Source organism: Amaricoccus macauensis, from assembly GCF_049800915.1.
Taxonomy (GTDB): Bacteria; Pseudomonadota; Alphaproteobacteria; order Rhodobacterales; family Rhodobacteraceae; genus Amaricoccus; species Amaricoccus macauensis_A.
Genome location: NZ_JBNAFY010000005.1, coordinates 104,358 through 119,621 on the forward strand (window position 1 = coordinate 104,358; position 15,264 = coordinate 119,621).

14 protein-coding genes are annotated in these 15,264 nt (G+C 63.3%); 10 read left to right on the plus strand and 4 right to left on the minus strand.

Features of this window, described 5'->3' with window-relative positions; all coding sequences use genetic code 11:
• Nucleotides 1-30 precede the first annotated feature (30 nt).
• The 3 genes from ACP15W_RS13855 to ACP15W_RS13865 form a co-directional block, all read right to left on the minus strand.
• Nucleotides 31-1,383 carry a sensor histidine kinase gene (locus ACP15W_RS13855; protein ID WP_424933502.1) on the minus strand — a complete coding sequence of 451 codons (1,353 nt, stop codon included), beginning with the start codon at nt 1,381-1,383 and terminating at the stop codon, nt 31-33.
• Nucleotides 1,383-2,186: an alpha/beta fold hydrolase gene (locus tag ACP15W_RS13860; protein ID WP_424933503.1), complete on the minus strand. Its 804-nt coding sequence runs from the start codon at nt 2,184-2,186 to the stop codon at nt 1,383-1,385. Before ACP15W_RS13860 ends, ACP15W_RS13855 begins: the two co-directional genes overlap by 1 nt.
• 138 nt (nt 2,187-2,324) lie before the next feature.
• Entirely contained in the window at nt 2,325-3,677 is a 1,353-nt protein-coding gene (locus ACP15W_RS13865) for an MFS transporter (RefSeq protein WP_424933504.1), read from the minus strand.
• Between the two features lie 288 nt (nt 3,678-3,965).
• Between ACP15W_RS13865 and dld the strand changes: the two genes are divergently transcribed.
• The 4 genes from dld (at nt 3,966) to ACP15W_RS13885 (ending at nt 8,753) form a co-directional block, all read left to right on the plus strand.
• The gene (dld, locus tag ACP15W_RS13870; RefSeq protein ID WP_424933505.1) at nt 3,966-5,651 is read left to right on the plus strand and encodes a D-lactate dehydrogenase; all 1,686 of its coding nucleotides are present in this window, start codon (nt 3,966-3,968) and stop codon (nt 5,649-5,651) included.
• A 266-nt stretch (nt 5,652-5,917) separates the two neighbouring features.
• Nucleotides 5,918-7,105: a DUF3500 domain-containing protein gene (locus ACP15W_RS13875; protein ID WP_424933506.1), complete on the plus strand. Its 1,188-nt coding sequence runs from the start codon at nt 5,918-5,920 to the stop codon at nt 7,103-7,105.
• Nucleotides 7,102-7,659, plus strand: coding sequence for a hypothetical protein (locus tag ACP15W_RS13880; protein ID WP_424933507.1), 558 nt, complete (start codon nt 7,102-7,104; stop codon nt 7,657-7,659). The genes ACP15W_RS13875 and ACP15W_RS13880 overlap by 4 nt, the downstream gene beginning before the upstream one ends.
• 824 nt (nt 7,660-8,483) lie before the next feature.
• The gene (locus ACP15W_RS13885) at nt 8,484-8,753 is read left to right on the plus strand and encodes a DksA/TraR family C4-type zinc finger protein (protein WP_424933508.1); all 270 of its coding nucleotides are present in this window, start codon (nt 8,484-8,486) and stop codon (nt 8,751-8,753) included.
• A 126-nt stretch (nt 8,754-8,879) separates the two neighbouring features.
• Here ACP15W_RS13885 and ACP15W_RS13890 read toward each other — a convergent pair whose 3' ends face one another.
• A complete protein-coding gene (locus ACP15W_RS13890) occupies nt 8,880-9,398 on the minus strand; it encodes a DUF1127 domain-containing protein (RefSeq protein ID WP_424933509.1) in 519 nt (172 codons plus the stop codon).
• Between ACP15W_RS13890 and ACP15W_RS13895 the strand changes: the two genes are divergently transcribed.
• From ACP15W_RS13895 to ACP15W_RS13920, 6 genes are all read left to right on the plus strand, one after another.
• Entirely contained in the window at nt 9,364-10,308 is a 945-nt protein-coding gene (locus ACP15W_RS13895; protein ID WP_424933510.1) for a LysR family transcriptional regulator, read from the plus strand. The genes ACP15W_RS13890 and ACP15W_RS13895 overlap by 35 nt on opposite strands.
• 66 nt (nt 10,309-10,374) lie before the next feature.
• Nucleotides 10,375-11,928, plus strand: a complete 1,554-nt coding sequence (gene ccoG, locus ACP15W_RS13900; RefSeq protein ID WP_424933511.1) for a cytochrome c oxidase accessory protein CcoG — start codon at nt 10,375-10,377, stop codon at nt 11,926-11,928.
• Nucleotides 11,925-12,416, plus strand: a complete 492-nt coding sequence (locus ACP15W_RS13905) for a FixH family protein (RefSeq protein WP_424933512.1) — start codon at nt 11,925-11,927, stop codon at nt 12,414-12,416. Before ccoG ends, ACP15W_RS13905 begins: the two co-directional genes overlap by 4 nt.
• Nucleotides 12,413-14,728 (plus strand): heavy metal translocating P-type ATPase, encoded by a 2,316-nt coding sequence (locus tag ACP15W_RS13910; RefSeq protein WP_424933513.1) that lies wholly within the window; start codon nt 12,413-12,415, stop codon nt 14,726-14,728. Before ACP15W_RS13905 ends, ACP15W_RS13910 begins: the two co-directional genes overlap by 4 nt.
• The gene (ccoS, locus tag ACP15W_RS13915) at nt 14,652-14,813 is read left to right on the plus strand and encodes a cbb3-type cytochrome oxidase assembly protein CcoS (RefSeq protein WP_424933751.1); all 162 of its coding nucleotides are present in this window, start codon (nt 14,652-14,654) and stop codon (nt 14,811-14,813) included. The genes ACP15W_RS13910 and ccoS overlap by 77 nt, the downstream gene beginning before the upstream one ends.
• Entirely contained in the window at nt 14,810-15,244 is a 435-nt protein-coding gene (locus ACP15W_RS13920) for a hypothetical protein (protein ID WP_424933514.1), read from the plus strand. The genes ccoS and ACP15W_RS13920 overlap by 4 nt, the downstream gene beginning before the upstream one ends.
• The last annotated feature ends 20 nt before the right edge of the window (nt 15,245-15,264 follow it).

Genomic DNA, 15,264 nt, shown 5'->3' on the forward strand with positions numbered 1-15,264 from the left:
TCGGCGCCACGTCAGGGCGCCCGGCCGGTCTCAGTCCTCGGCCTCACCGGGATGGAACACCATCTCGCAGCGCACCCCTTCTGGCCGGTAGTCAAATGCCACCTCGGCGGAGAGGTTGAACTTCAGCACGGTGTTGATCATCTTGCTGCCGAAGCCTTGGCGTGTTGGTGGGGCAACGGGCGGACCATCCCGCTCCTGCCAGACAAGGCGCACCGGCCCCGTCTCTCTGTCCTGGCGGGCATAATCAACCTGCACATAGCCCTGGGGTTCCGAAAGTGCGCCGTATTTCAGCGCGTTCGTGGCCATTTCGTGGAGCGCCATCGACAGGCTCGTCACATGCCGCGGTGAAAGCATCACGCTGGGCCCGCTGATGCGGAACCGCTCCGGCCCTCCGGCCTCCTCCGCGGTGAAGGCCAGCAGATCGCGCAGATCGGCCCCCTTCTCATCCTCCGCCGTGAGCGCATCACTTGCCCGCGACAGCGCGTTGAGCCGCGCGACGAATGGGCGCTGCAACTGCACAGGCAGGGTCTGGCGCGCGATGCCGGAGACCACTGTAAGGGTATTCCTGATCCGATGCCGCATCTCGTGCATCGCCACCTTCAGCCGGTATTCGGCATTCTTGCGCTGCGTGATGTCACGCAGGACGACGGAATAGCACCGCTGGGCCGTCGGACGCTCGATCTCGTCGATCTGGACCACCGTGATCTCGAAATGCTGCCCCCGGTTGGCAGGGGTCTCGAAGACCTCTTCGCGCCCGGCGCGGATTTCCGCGATCGCGCGCGCGAACCAGTCCGGGCGGCCCTCGAAGAGAAGTGTTTCCTCGATCGATTTACCCATCACGGCGTCGGCGCTCTGCCCCAGCAGACGCTCGGCGGCCGCGTTCCAGCTCAGAATCATGCCCGCGTGATCGACCCGGAGGATGGCATTGGGCGAACTGCGCACGATTGCCGCAAGCTCGTCCGCCTGCCGCCGCGCCGCGCGCAACTCCTCCTCGTAGACATGCCGCTCGCGGGCATCGAAGATCGTGAAATCGAACCTGAAGGGCACCCCGTCAGCGTCGAGCCGGGCAATACCGCTCACCAGAACCGGCAGATGACCGCCATTCTCCAGTTCAAGGACACAGGCGATCTCGCGCGCAAACCCCTGCAACCGCATCATCGGCGAGACATGGGTCTCGTAGAAAAGCCGCCCCGGCAACGTCATGAGGTCCGGAAGCCGCCGGCTGCTCTCGGTCACGCCAGCCGGAAATCCCAGCCAACGGTTCAGCGTATCGTTCACGTAAAGCAGACGCGCGTCCGGGTCCGTCAGCACGATCCCGCAGGGCGCGTCATGGATCAGTTCGGCAAGAGCCTCCCGCTGTCCGCCACCCGAATCCTTTGCCATCAGCCCTGCTCCAGAAACTGGCGCATGGCCGCAACGACCTCGAACGGATGGGTCATGTGCGGACAATGGCCGGTGGCATCGAGGATCTTCAGTGTTGCGCCAGGCACATGCGTCTCCATCCAGTTCGCCACCGACATGGGAACAAGCGCGTCATTCGCACAATGGAGGATGAGCGCGGGCCGGGCCGCGGCCTCGAATGCGGAGCGCGCGTCGGCAAGGAAGGTGACGCGTCCGAAATGCTGCGCAATCGCGGGATCGGTCTGGCAGAAACTCCGGGTCAGATCGTCCGCCGCCGGCTCGTCGGCCGGCTGGCCAACGATGGTCGGAGCCATATGCGCCGACCAGCCCAGGTGGTTCTCGTCGAGAAACGCGATGAGCTGGTCGATATCATCCCGTGTAAATCCGCCGTGGTAGCCTGCCTCCGCATCCTCGAGAAACGAGGGCGTGGGAGACACCATCACCAGCCCCGAAACCCGCGCCGGGTCCCGGTTGGCCGCCAGAAGCGCGATGGTCGCACCGACCGAATGGCCGACGAGCAATGCACCGTCCAGGCCGAGCGCCTCCAGAATCGCCAGCAGATCCTCCGCATGGGCGTCGAGCGTGTCGTAGCGCCGGGTGTCATAGGCCGTAAGATCCGAGCGACCCATCCCGGTCAGGTCATAGGTCACGACCTTGCAATCGACCTCGAAGACCGGCGCAACCTGATGCCACATCGCCTGATTGCAGCCATAGCCATGCACAAAGACGACGGGTCGGCCTCCGGAACTGCCGGAAACCGCGACACGGTTGCGCTCGAGAATCATCGCGGCCCTTCCCGGCAACCCGGTATGTATATCCATCAGTCAGGATTACGCGAAACCGAGCCCCCAAGCTACGCAGAAATACCAAAACCTTAAAGGTAGGTAAATTATCCCTCCCGACCGGGGTTGAAGGGGGTCATCTCAGGTTGCGGCGCCCGAAGGCTGGACAGGCGTTTGGACCGAGCCGCTCTCCTCCCCGCCTTCCGCCCTTTCCGCCTCCGCCTCTGCTTCGGCCTCTGCTTCGGCTTCCCGCTCGGCTTCCGCGTTCTCCGCAGCCCAGACCCCGGCCGCCTCCACCGCCACCGGCGAAGCGGTGGGCAGAACACCGAGGTAGCTCTCGGTTTCGTCCACGGGAGCGGCCGCGCGCTGCGTCATGCGGTAAAGCGCATAAAGCGCGATGACAGCGAAAGTGCCGCCAAGTACCAGCCAGAAACCGTAGGGCCCCGCCGCCTGCATCGCCCAACCGGCCGCGAGCGGCCCGAGGATCGCCCCGAGCCCGAAGGTGAAGACCAGCCCGCCGGAGGCCGCGGGCATGTCCTCGACCGCGAGGTAATCGTTGGTATAGGCTAGAAACAGCGCATAGAGCGGCGTCGTGACGCCACCGGCGATGAAAGCCGCACCCATCAGCGACCAGAGCCCGGTGCCGAACAGCCAGCCCGCCGCGCAGGCGGACGCCCCGACCGCAGCGCAGCCGAAGATGAGCCAGCGCCGGTCCAGCCGGTCCGAGAGCCAGCCGATAGGATACTGCAGCACCAGCGCCCCGGCAAAGAGCATGGCCACGAACAGCGCGATCTGCGACGTGGTAAGGCCGATCTGGCTGCCGAAAACCGCGCCCATGCCCGATTGCGTCGCATAGACACTGCCCAAGAGGAAAATCCCGACGGTCCCCAGCGGCGAGCCGGAGAAAAGCTCGCGCAAGGGCATCGGGCGCGTCACCTCGGCGGCCGGAACCCGGCTCACCGTGAGCAGGATCGGCGCGAACGAGATCGAGACGAGGATCGAGGCGCCGATGAAGAGCACGGAGGTGCCCGCGTCACCCAGCGTCAGTAGCCCCTGCGCACCGATGATGCCCAGCGTCTGCGCGATCATGTAGGCCGACAGCACCTTGCCGCGGGTCTCGTTGGTCGCGGCATCGTTGATCCAGCTTTCCGCCGTGACGTAGATGCCCGACATGCAGAAACCGAGGATCACCCGCAGAAGCGTCCAGGCCCAGGGCTCGGCCAGCAGCGGCAGCGCGATCACGCTGGCGGAGACGAAACTGCCCAGCGCCGCGAAGACGCGCACATGCCCGACCCTCTGGATCATCAGCGGGGTCAACCGCGCGCCCGAAAGAAACCCGACGAAGTAACCGGAGGTCACAACGGCCAGTTCCGCCGCCGAGAACCCTTCGATGTCGCCCCGCAGACCGATGAGCGTGAACTGCATGCCGTTGCCCAGCATGATCAGCACGATGCCGATGAGAAGGGCCCAGACATTCGACAACACCTGAAACATGCGAACGCCTCCTGCCCGCCGAGGTCCAACCGATCGGGGACAGATCGCACGAACCGCATTCCGCGGAGCATGCTGCAGCGCCGCAAAATGAGCCGATTGCGACAAACCTGCCCAACACCGTGAAAAATCACCCTCGGCGCCGGTCGAGCGGGCACCTATCCGACTCGCAGCAGCCACAGTTCCCTGATGCAAAAGCCGCGCCATCCCGCTATTACCTCAGCGTCGGTCCGCTTGCAGCATCCGGCCAATACGGAATGCGGTGGTCTTGAGAGGGGGGAGTTCGCTCGCATGATCGAGGATGATGACGTCATCGCAAGGCTGAAGGCTATCGTCGGAAGCCGCCACGTGCTGACAGGGGAAAAGGCGACGGAGCGGTTCCGCAAGGGCTTCCGCTCCGGATCGGGCGATGCGCTCGCCGTCGTACGCCCGGGCCGGCTCATCGAGCTTTGGAAGGTGCTGGAGGCCTGCGTCGCGGCGGACAAGATCGTCATTCTCCAGGCGGCCAACACCGGTCTCACCGAGGGATCGACCCCGAAGGGCAGCTACGACCGCGATGTCGTCCTCATCAACACGCTCCGCATGAACGGCATCCACCAGATCCGCGGCGGTGAGCAGGTGCTGGCCCTGCCCGGCTCCACGCTCTTCGACCTCGAGAAGATGCTGGGCAAACTGGGCCGCGAACCCCATTCGGTGATCGGCTCATCCTGCATCGGGGCCTCCATCGTCGGGGGCGTCTGCAACAACTCGGGCGGCGCGCTCGTCCAGCGCGGCCCGTCCTATACCGAGCTTTCGCTCTTCGCCCGCATCACCGAGACGGGCACGCTCGAACTGGTCAACCATCTCGACATCGACCTCGGCGAAACCCCGGAAGAAATCCTGGAGGCCGTCGAATCCGGCAGGATCTCCGAGGATCGCATCCGCGACAGCAACCGCAAGGCCTCCGACAGCGCCTATCCCGAGATCGTCCGCAATGTGGACGCCGACACGCCCGCGCGCTTCAACGCCGACACCCGATGCCTGCACGAGAGCGCAGGCTGCGCCGGCAAGCTGGCGGTCTTCGCGGTCCGCCTCGATACCTTCCCGAAGAACAGCGCCGAGAAGACCTTCTACATCGGCACCAACGACCCCCTTGGCCTGACCGAATTGCGCCGCGAGATCCTCTCCCGGTTCCGCACCCTGCCCGTCAGCGCCGAATACATGCACCGGGACTGCTTCGACCTGTCCGAGCGCTACGGCAAGGACACGGTGATCATGATCGACAAGCTCGGCACCGACAAGCTGCCGCGCTTTTTCGCACTCAAGGGCGCGATCGACGCCCGCCTCAACCCGTTTCCGCCCCTGCGCGGCCTGTCGGATCGCCTCATCCAGGGCCTGAGCCGCCTCTGGCCCCGCGTGCTGCCCAGGCGGCTGATGGAGTTCCGCGACCGCTACGAGCATCACCTCATCCTGAAAATGCAGGACGACGGTATCGCGGAAGCGCGCGAGCTTCTAGAAACCCTCTCCAGCCGCAAGACCTTGAGCTACTTCGAATGCGATGCGCGCGAAGCCAAGATGGCCGGGCTCAACCGCTTCGCCGCGGCGGGTGCCGCGGTGCGCTATCTCAATCTCCACCGCCAGTCGGCCGAGGATGTGCTGGCGCTCGATGTGGCGCTCCCCCGCAACGAACGCGACTGGTTCGAGAAATTGCCGCCCGAGATCACCGAGCACCTGTCCCACAGGCTCTACTACGGGCATTTCATGTGTCACGTCATGCACCAGGACTACATCGTCCGGAAAGGCGCGGACCCAGCGGCGATCAAGAAGGCGATCCTCGCACTTCTGGACACGCGCGGTGCGGAATACCCCGCCGAGCACAATGTCGGGCATCTCTACACCGCCAAGCCGCCGCTTGCGGAGTTCTACCGGGAACTCGATCCCACCAACAGTTTCAACCCCGGCATCGGCAAGACCTCGAAGAAGAAAGGCTACGCCTGAGGGCCAGCCCACGGGGCGAAGGGTGAAGCCAACCCGATTGGCAGCACCAGCATGATCGGGCCAGCCGTGAAGGGGCCACCGCCGCTTCCGGAGCCGGGGCGGCATCAGGAAATGGCGGCGAAGATCATCCCCGTGCTCCATTCCGATTCACGACGCGTCGGGAAACACGTGACGTCATTTCTCGGTCGCAAGGCATCAGCTTGCCATTCTCCCGGGTTCCCCCGATGCTGCGGGCTGAATCCAGGTGCATCACGAACGGATCGGCCATGTCTCGACGTCTTGAACTGCTCGGAGTTGCCGCGATGGCCGCTCTTCTCGCCTCACCGGTCCTTGCGCAGGGACACGACGGCCCGCCGCCGGGCGATGGCGGCCCGCCGCCTATGTCGGAAGAGGATCAGGCGCTGAGCGAAGCGCTCCAGGCCCGCATGGGCGACACCAGCACACTGATGGAAACCGTGCCGATCCCCGACGATGCCGCGGATTGCGGTGACGCGCCGGGCTACGACCGGATGCTTTGCCTGATCGACCTGCTGAAGGCCGACGTGTCGGAGGATATCCTCGATCAGTTGCAACTGGAGTATTCCCGAACCGAGGCGGAATACTGGAGCAACCTGCCCGCCGGAGCCTTCCCCAAGCGACCGGGCGTTCTGCTGGGCGAGTTGAACACCAGGCAGCGCGGCCTTGTGAAGGCGATCATGATGGAAGCGACGAGCGGCGAAATCGACGAGGGCTGGGACGAGATGATCCAGACCCTGAATGCCGATGACTACATCAACACCGTGAGCACCGACTACAAGGCCGGCTATTCCTCTTTCAACACCAAGTTCGCCTTTCTGGGCACCCCCGGGCCGACCGGCGTATGGGAGCTCTACTACGGCGGGCACCACATGGCCTTCGCCAACACCTATGTCGACGGAGAGCTGGCAGGTGCCACGCCGTCCTTCCGCGGGGTCGAGCCCTTTCCCTATTTCGAAATGAACGGCCGGGTGAACGAGCCGCTCACGCAGGAACGCGACGCTTTCGCCACGCTGCTGAGCGCGCTGTCCGAGGATCAGCGCAAGGTAGCCGAACTGGAGGGAACCTATCGCGACATTCTCGCCGGACCACAGGCCGATGACGCGATCCCCGACAGCTTCGAGGGCCTGCCGGTCACCGAGTTGGACGAGGATCAGACCGCCCTGCTTCTGGCCGCGATCGAGACCTACGTCGGCGATATTTCCGAGCCCGACGCCGCAGCCTACATGGAAAGATACACATCCGAACTTCCCGAGACCCATCTGGGCTATTCCGGGACGCCGCAGCTGAGCGCGGAAGACGACTATGTGCGGGTGCACGGGCCATCGCTCTGGATCGAGTTCTCGCTGCAATCGAACAAGTCCACCGAGAAGGTCGGCAACCACCCGCATTCGGTCTGGCGTGATCTGACGGACGATTATGGCGGACAGACGGAGTGATCTGGCGCGCCGCTCTGCTCGGCCTCGCGATGCTCGCCGGCAGTATCAACGGGGTCTGGGCGCATGCCCTGCCGGGCAGCGTCCTTCTGCTGAGCCAGCAGGGATCGACCCTGCAGCTGACGATCCAGTTTCCGGCAGAGGATCTGATCATCGCCGCGCCCGAGCTCGAGGGGCTGGAGGAGGTCGCGGCGGGCCAGCCCTTGCCGCCGGAGCTGGCCGTGGCCTTGTCACGCTATCTCGAGCAACACCTGTCCTTGACGGAAAATGGCGACCCTTTGGCCCCGACGATGACCGATGCGCGAGTTCGCTCCACGTATCACGACCACCTCGGTCACTTCGCCCTTGTCGTCAGTCAGTGGCACATGACGGTTGCCGGAGATCGCTCAACCCCTCTGGTACTGACCTACGACGCGGTGATGCACGAGGTCCGCAATCACCGCGCCACGGTGCAGTGGATCGGACAGAATGGTGCATCGCGCCCGGTTGCGGAGTTCGGCCTTTTCAGTGCAACGGATGGCATTTCGCTTGATCCGCGTTTGGCCGCGCAGGAGTGATCGAGGCAGGAGTTCCACGAAGGGAACTCGGCAATGAAAGCTTGCCGGTCCGGAGTGCGGCGATGCGGATGCGTGCGACCTTCGCCTTTTTGTAAGCCGGGCCGGCGACAGACCGGGGGGTGGCGCAAAGCCGTCTATTCGGCGCAGTTGATGCTGGCGACATTGCCTCAATCGCCGGAATGCCACAGCATCGACAGTGCGCCAGCCCGTCCACCACCCATGCATTTCGAGGCGAACGAATGTGGCGAGTCCTTTTGACCTTTGCTACGCGGAACTTGTACGACAGACCTGCGCGGACCGCCCCCTTTTTGTTAGCCGGGCCGGCGACGGACAGGGGATTGGCGCAGAACCGTATGTTCGACGCATTTTATGGTGACGATACTGCCTAGATCTACGGGATGCCCCTGCATCGACGATGCGCCAGCCCGTCCAGCACCCATGCATTTCGCGGCGAACGAATGTGGCGAGCCCTTTTGACCTTTGCTACGCGGAACTTGTACGACAGACCTGCGCGGACCGCCCCTTTTTGTAAGCCGGGCCGGAGGTGGACCGGGGGGGGGTAGCGCAACGCCGCCTGTTCGACGCATTTTATGGTGACGATACTGCCTAGATCTACGGTATGCCCCTGCATCGACGATGCGCCAGCCCGTCCGGTCGGGCCGTCGCAGGCACGGCGCCTTCGGCTTGTTCCGTGCCATTGGGTCCCCGCACCAACGGCGTGACGGGCCGAAAGCAGTTCACTGGAGTTGAGAGATCTGGCTCCCCAGGTTTGACGCGCTCGGGGCGCGATCCTATCTTCCTCTCCTTCTATCGGGAGACAGGCCATGGCCGGAGGTTGGACGCGCGACGGCGCGGTGCAGGATCAGATCGACGCCTCGATCAGCGATGAGCTTTCGCGGCTCAAGGCCCGACGCGGCCCTACGGGCGAAAGCCTCACCCATTGCGCCGAATGCGAGGAGCCGATCCCCGAGGCCCGGCGAAAGGCCATTCCAGGCGTGAAGCTCTGCATCGACTGCCAGTCCGACCGCGACGCCCGCCCCGTGGCGCGGGGCGGGATCAATCGGCGCGGATCGAAGGACAGCCAGCTCCGCTAGAGCGCGAAGGGTTCAGGCCAAACCGCTCTGGGGTCGGTGGCGGTGCCATCCATTTTGCCGAAATTTATGCATATGAAATATGTATGAAATGCATATCAAATGCATACGCGCAAAACTCCCACTTTTTCACCGTTTCGAGCGGCCGAATTGAGGGCAGAATTTCCGCTCCAACTCCTCCCGGCAAAGGCCAAGATCGGCGAGGAGATGGTCGTCTAGCCGCAAGAGCGCGGCACGTTTTTTTCGGCGCAGCAGGCGGCTTGTCGCCCGAGCGATCGCCGGCAGAAGGACATAGGGCGGCTGCACGGGGACCATCACTTTTGCCCCCCTTTTCCAATGCTCGCGGCCGCCAAATTCGAGTGTAGTTTCGGCGCCTGAAAGGCCTCGTTGGTGTCGGCGCGCCCCCCGTTGGGCATGGGGGTCCTGCCCGCCGGAAACGCGCCCCTGCGCCCCAGGTCCCAGGCATCGAGCCGCGAGGCGACAAGAAGACTGTTTGAAAGCTCGAATAACATCTCTCCACTCCGCATCTGCATGACTTTCTCTCAACATTGTGGCAGATTGCTGTATGTTCGAGCGAGTCAGGAAGATCCTTGCTTTGTAAGTTGGGCTTACAATGAATTGGCGCGACATCCCGTCCTTGAGCGCCATGCGCGCCTTCAGCGCGCTGGCCCGGACCGGCAGCTACACCCGTGCTGGCGAAGCGCTGAACGTGAGCCATGCCGCGGTGAGCCAGCATGTGCGCGCGCTCGAAGCCGATCTCGGCGTTGCCCTGGTTCAGCGGGGTGGCCGCAGCATCTCCCTGACACCCGAGGGTGCGCGGTTCGCCCAGACGCTGAACGGGTCGTTCAACGCGATCTTCACCGCCGTCGAGGAGCTCAGGGGCATCGATTCCGGGCGCCCGCTGCAGGTGACGCTGACACCGAGCTTCGGCCTGCGCTGGCTGATGCCCCGGATCGGGGATTTTCGTCACCACCACCCGAAAATCGAGTTGATGATCAACCCCACCGCCGAGGTCATGCCGCTCGAACCCGGCGGCGTCGATGTCGCCATTCGCTACGGCTCCGGGAGTTGGCCGGGCCTGGAAACAGAGATGCTTCTGCCCACCGGATTTGCCATCGTAGGCGCAAGAAGTCTCGTGCACGATCGGCGGGTCAGCGAGCCGCGGGACATTCTAGAGCTGCCATGGCTTCAGGAATACGGCACGGACGAGATGTCCATCTGGCTGCGCACGCAAGGTGTTCTGTCTCCGAAATCTGAGAACCTGACCCACCTGCCCGGCTTCATGGTCCTAGAGGGGTTGATGAACGGAGACGGAATTTCCGTTGTAGCTCGGGCACTTGTGGAACCCGAAATCGAGAGCGGCAACCTCGTTGTGCTCTTCGAAGACAAGAGCGAGGGAAGCGGCTATCATGTCGTGACCCGCCCCGGCGTCCTGCGCCCATCCGCGAAATCTTTCGTGTCGTGGCTCCGCGGCCAAGCGCGCCACGACGCACAGCGTCATGCAAAGAGAAAGCCGGCGGCATTCGGGAGAATTCCGCCGGTTGATCCGGATCAATGAACAAATATCTTGATTCGACGATGTGTCTTTGGACCCGCAACCCCGACTGATTCCAGGAAGCGTCCCGTGAGTGATACCCCCCAGACCGAACCGTCGCTTTACGCCGCGAGGGAGCCCATATTTCCCCGCCGGGTCACCGGATGGTTCCGGACTTTCAAATGGTGGATCATGGCGGTCACGCTGGGCATCTACTACATCACGCCCTGGATCCGCTGGGACCGTGGCCCGGACCTCCCGGATCAGGCCGTTCTCGTCGACATGGCGAACCGCCGCTTCTATTTTTTCTTCATCGAGATCTGGCCGCAGGAATTCTATTTTATCGCCGGACTGCTGATCATGGCGGGGCTGGGCCTGTTCCTGTTCACGGCGGCTCTGGGCCGGGTCTGGTGCGGATATACCTGCCCGCAGACCGTCTGGACCGACCTCTTCATCCTGGTGGAACGCTGGATCGAGGGCGACCGGAACGCTCGCGTGCGACTCTGGAAGGAGCCTTGGACACCGCGCAAAATCCGCCTTCGCGTGACCAAATTCGCAGTCTGGATCCTCATTTCGGTCGCCACGGGAGGTGCATGGGTCTTCTATTTTGCCGATGCACCAACATTGCTGGTCGATCTGTTCACCGGCAACGCCCCCGCGGCGGCTTATATCTCCGTGCTCGTGCTGACCGCCACCACCTTCACGTTCGGCGGGCTGATGCGCGAGCAGGTCTGCATCTACATGTGTCCCTGGCCGCGCATCCAGGGCGCGATGATGGATGAACAGACCATCACGGTCGGCTACCGCGAATGGAGGGGAGAGCCCCGCGGCAAGCACCGCCGCCGCAAGGAAATGGCCGAGAAGGCTGCCGCCGCCGTGGCGACGAACCGCGCGGCCGGACCCGCCGAGGGGCCGAAATCGCCCAACCTGGGCATGCCCGGCATGCCGAGCGGCGTCGGCGGCCCTATCCCGCAGAAGGAGACGTTGGGGGATTGCATCGACTGCAACGCCTGCGTGAACGTCTGCCCGATGGGGATCGATATCCGCGACGGCCAGCAGCTTGCGTGCATAACCTGTGCGCTCTGTATCGATGCCTGCGACGACGTGATGGCGAAGATAGGCAAGCCACGCGGTCTGATCGACTACATCACCCTTGAAGACGGCGAAGCGGAACGTCGTGGCGAGGAGCCCGTGCCGGTCTGGAGACGCATCCTGCGCCCACGTGTCATCCTCTATACCGTGCTCTGGGGCGGGATCGGTGTCGGGCTTTTGGCCGCACTCGTGTTGCGCACGGATCTGTCGTTCTCCGTCGAGCCGGTTCGCAACCCGATCAACGTCGTTCTGTCAGACGGTGCCGTGAGGAATGCCTATGAGCTGCGTCTGCGCAACATGACCGGCTATGAAAGAACCTTCGACATTTCAGTTGCTTCCGAGTATCCTCTGGCTCTGAACCTGCAAGGCGCGGATGGTTCACTCGTGACCGTTCCCGCAGATGAGACATGGCGGCAGAGGATCTATCTCACCAGTGAACCCGGCAGCCCTGGCATCGATCTCGAAACCTTCGATGTCGAACTTTCGGTGCAGGATACATCTTCGAGCACCCGCGCCATCGAGGAGACCGTCTTTCATGGGAATCCGCAATGACCCGTTCTGAGAAGATTGCCGCGGACCGAGGCAAGCTGACGGGCCGCAAGGTCGCGCTGATCTTTGGCGGATTCTTCGCCGTGGTGATAACGGTGAATGTCATCCTGATGGTCAATGCCATCGACACATTCTCCGGCCTCGTCGTTCCCAACAGCTATGTGGCAAGCCAAGACTTCGACCGGAACCGCAAGGCGCAGGAAGCGCTCGGATGGGATGTTTCGGTCCAGTACCGCGATGGAGCTGTCTATCTCGGCTTGCAGGACGCGCGGAAAAACACGGTACGCCCGAAAACCCTAGATGTCGTGGTTGGGCGACCGACGACGGAAAGCCAGGATCGCTCTCTGGACTTGATGGAGACGCCGGAGGGCTACGCCGCAGCACTTTCTCTCGAACCGGGCAACTGGCGCGTCGATATCCGAGCCGAGGCTGCCGACGGCACAGCGTTTGTCCAGTATCACTCGCTCTTCGTATCCGCCGGGGGGTCATGACAAACACACCCACCTTCCCTGGCACGGGAGGCTGTCCGGCCTGCGTCGCGGTGCGTGATCTGCCGCATGGCATGGCGGAGTCCGGGCCCGACGGGATCGCCAGCCTGAGACGGTTCGAAATATCTCTTCCGGCAATTCACTGTGCTGCCTGCATTGTGGGTGTCGAAAGAACGCTAGAGGCAACACCCGGCGTGGCCGCGGCGCGCGTGAACCTCACCCGAAAACGAGCAAGTGTCACCGCCGACGATGTGCCCGGCATGAGCGAACAGCTGATCGAGGCGTTGACTACTCGTGGCTTCGAGGCGCATCCGCTCGACAGTGCCGCCCTCGACGCCACACGGCGGGACGCCGAAAGCCGTTCGCTGCTCGCCCGGATGGGTGTGGCGGGCTTTGCGCTGATGAACGTAATGCTGCTCTCGATTTCGGTCTGGTCGGGTGCGGCTGACACGACCCGCGACCTGATGCACTGGGTTTCGGCGGCCATTGCCCTACCCGCGACGCTGTTCGCCGCACAGCCATTCCTTTCGAACGCCGTCGGGGCCCTGCGTGGGGGGCGGCTCGACATGGACGTGCCGATCTCGACCGCGATCCTTCTGGCGCTCGGTGTCAGTCTTTGGGAAACCACGCAATCGGGTGAACACGCGTTCTTCGACGCGGCACTGATGCTGACGTTCTTCCTGCTCGTCGGGCGGTATCTCGCACTGGTAACCCGCGGTTCGGCACGCTCGGCGGCAGCAGAGGTTGCCGCCCTGGAGGTGCGGACTGCAGAACGGATCAAGAAAGACGGAGAACTGGAAACCGTTCCGCTCGATGCGCTCCGCGAAGACGATGTCGTCGCAATCGCGCCAGGCGGACGTGTCCCGGCAGATGGTTGCGTGATCGCGGGTGAGACCGAAGTGGATCGCTCGATGCTCACCGGCGAGACAATGCCGGAACGCGTTGCACCGGGTACGCGGCTCCACGCGGGCATGCTGAACTTGTCGGGTCCCATCCGCCTTAGAGTCGAGGCGCTGGGAGAAGAGACCCTCCTCCACCAGATCGCCCGGCTTGTGGAAACGGCGGAGCAGAGCCGAGGACGATATGCCAGCCTGGCCAGTCGCGCGTCGCAATACTACAGTCATACGGTCAACCTGCTTGCACTCAGTGCCCTTCTGACATGGGGTTTCATTGGCGGAGATTGGCGCGTGGCGCTCAATATCGCAGCCGCCGTCCTCATCATCACCTGCCCCTGTGCATTGGGTCTCGCGGTTCCGGCAGTGCTGACCGCTGCCTCGGGGCGGCTCTACCGTCGCGGTATTCTGCTGAAGGATGGCGAGGCGCTCGAACGGCTTGGGCAGGTGGATACGGTCGTTTTCGACAAGACAGGGACGCTGACCACCGGAGCCCCGCGCCTGATGGAACAGGAAGGCCTTCCCACGGAGGCAATGAAGGTTGCCGCGGGCCTCGCACAAGGAAGCGCCCATCCGCTTTCAAAGGCCATCATGAATGCCGCGCGAAACCGTGGCATTTCGCCTGCCCCCCTTGAGGACGTGGTTGAGGAGCCGGGACACGGAACAAGGGCGATATTGGGGGGCATTCCCGTGCGCCTTGGGCGCGCGGAATGGGTCGGCAATACCGCCCCCCCGGAGCGGACAACGACTTGGCTCGCAATCGGAGATGCGACACCCCTGCCTTTCACCTTCGAGGATGAGTTGAGGCCGGAAGCTGCGGATACGGTGTCGAAACTGAAAGACGCAGGGCTTTCTGTCCAACTTCTCTCGGGCGATTCCGAAGCTCCTGTTCGGGATGCGGCACAGGCTGCCGGAATCCCCCAGTGGACAGCGCTGGCGACGCCTTCGAGCAAGGTCGCACTTTTGCAGAAACTGGCGGGGGAAGGTCGCAAGGTTCTCATGATCGGCGACGGGCTCAATGATGCCGCAGCGCTCGCGGCAGCCCATGTGTCAATTTCCCCGGCGTCGGCCGTGGATGCCAGCCGGACAGCTGCGGACCTCATTCTTCTCGGGGACAGGATTGATGGCGCAGTTCATGCTGTGAGACTTGCGCGCGTGGCCCGACGGCGCATCCTGGAAAATTTTGGTTTGGCCTTTGCTTACAATATCGTGACTGTGCCGATCGCCTATGCGGGGTATGTGACTCCCTTGATCGCTGCTATCGCCATGTCTGCCAGTTCGATCATCGTGTCGTTGAACGCAACCCGATTGGGAAAGGAGCAGCCCAGTGAACATCCTCGTGGTCCTGATACCGGTGTCGCTGTTTCTGGGTGGAATCGGTCTTCTGGCCTTTCTCTGGACGCTGCGCACGGACCAGTATGACGACCCCGAAGGCGACGCGGCTCGCATACTTTCCGGAAAATTCGACGACAAGCCCGCCGATGACGACGTAAACAGGCAGCCGTGATCCATCGCGACGTGCGTGTTTCCCTGCACAAGCTGGGGCGGATTCTATTGATTGGCACCCTGGGTCTGCTGGCGGCCTGCGCACCGAGGGTTCCGCCAATCGCGCCACCCTCTGGTGGCTACCAGCAACGCTACGAGGCGGAGGTTGCAGGCCTTGATTTTGCTGAATTCATCGTGCCTGTGCGCGCCGGACAGACGCTAGCGCTCATACTCTCCGGCGATACGGCAGTTCACTTCGATCTCGTTCCACCTGGTGGCGGCGCGCGCATCTTCACCAGCACGATCGAACAAAGAACCTATGCCCAAGCGGTGGATCAAAGCGGGTCCTATGTGGTTCGGGTCTATCTCATTGGAAGTCGCGAGAGCTCAGGCGCGTTCGCCCTCGATGTGATCGTCACCGGTCAGAATGGGCCCCCGGAAAAAATCGGATGAGAAGTGTCGAAAAGATGTCT

Bases quoted from the DNA above. Each gene is read 5' to 3' on its own strand.
- ACP15W_RS13895 (WP_424933510.1), top strand. From the start codon at position 9,364: ATGAATTGGCGCGACATCCCGTCCTTGAGCGCCATGCGCGCCTTCAGC.
- ACP15W_RS13905 (WP_424933512.1), top strand. From the start codon at position 11,925: ATGACCCGTTCTGAGAAGATTGCCGCGGACCGAGGCAAGCTGACGGGC.
- ACP15W_RS13860 (WP_424933503.1), bottom strand. From the start codon at position 2,186: ATGATTCTCGAGCGCAACCGTGTCGCGGTTTCCGGCAGTTCCGGAGGC.
- ACP15W_RS13885 (WP_424933508.1), top strand. From the start codon at position 8,484: ATGGCCGGAGGTTGGACGCGCGACGGCGCGGTGCAGGATCAGATCGAC.
- ACP15W_RS13855 (WP_424933502.1), bottom strand. From the start codon at position 1,383: ATGGCAAAGGATTCGGGTGGCGGACAGCGGGAGGCTCTTGCCGAACTG.
- dld (WP_424933505.1), top strand. From the start codon at position 3,966: ATGATCGAGGATGATGACGTCATCGCAAGGCTGAAGGCTATCGTCGGA.
- ACP15W_RS13875 (WP_424933506.1), top strand. From the start codon at position 5,918: ATGTCTCGACGTCTTGAACTGCTCGGAGTTGCCGCGATGGCCGCTCTT.
- ACP15W_RS13910 (WP_424933513.1), top strand. From the start codon at position 12,413: ATGACAAACACACCCACCTTCCCTGGCACGGGAGGCTGTCCGGCCTGC.
- ACP15W_RS13890 (WP_424933509.1), bottom strand. From the start codon at position 9,398: ATGGCGCTCAAGGACGGGATGTCGCGCCAATTCATTGTAAGCCCAACT.
- ACP15W_RS13865 (WP_424933504.1), bottom strand. From the start codon at position 3,677: ATGTTTCAGGTGTTGTCGAATGTCTGGGCCCTTCTCATCGGCATCGTG.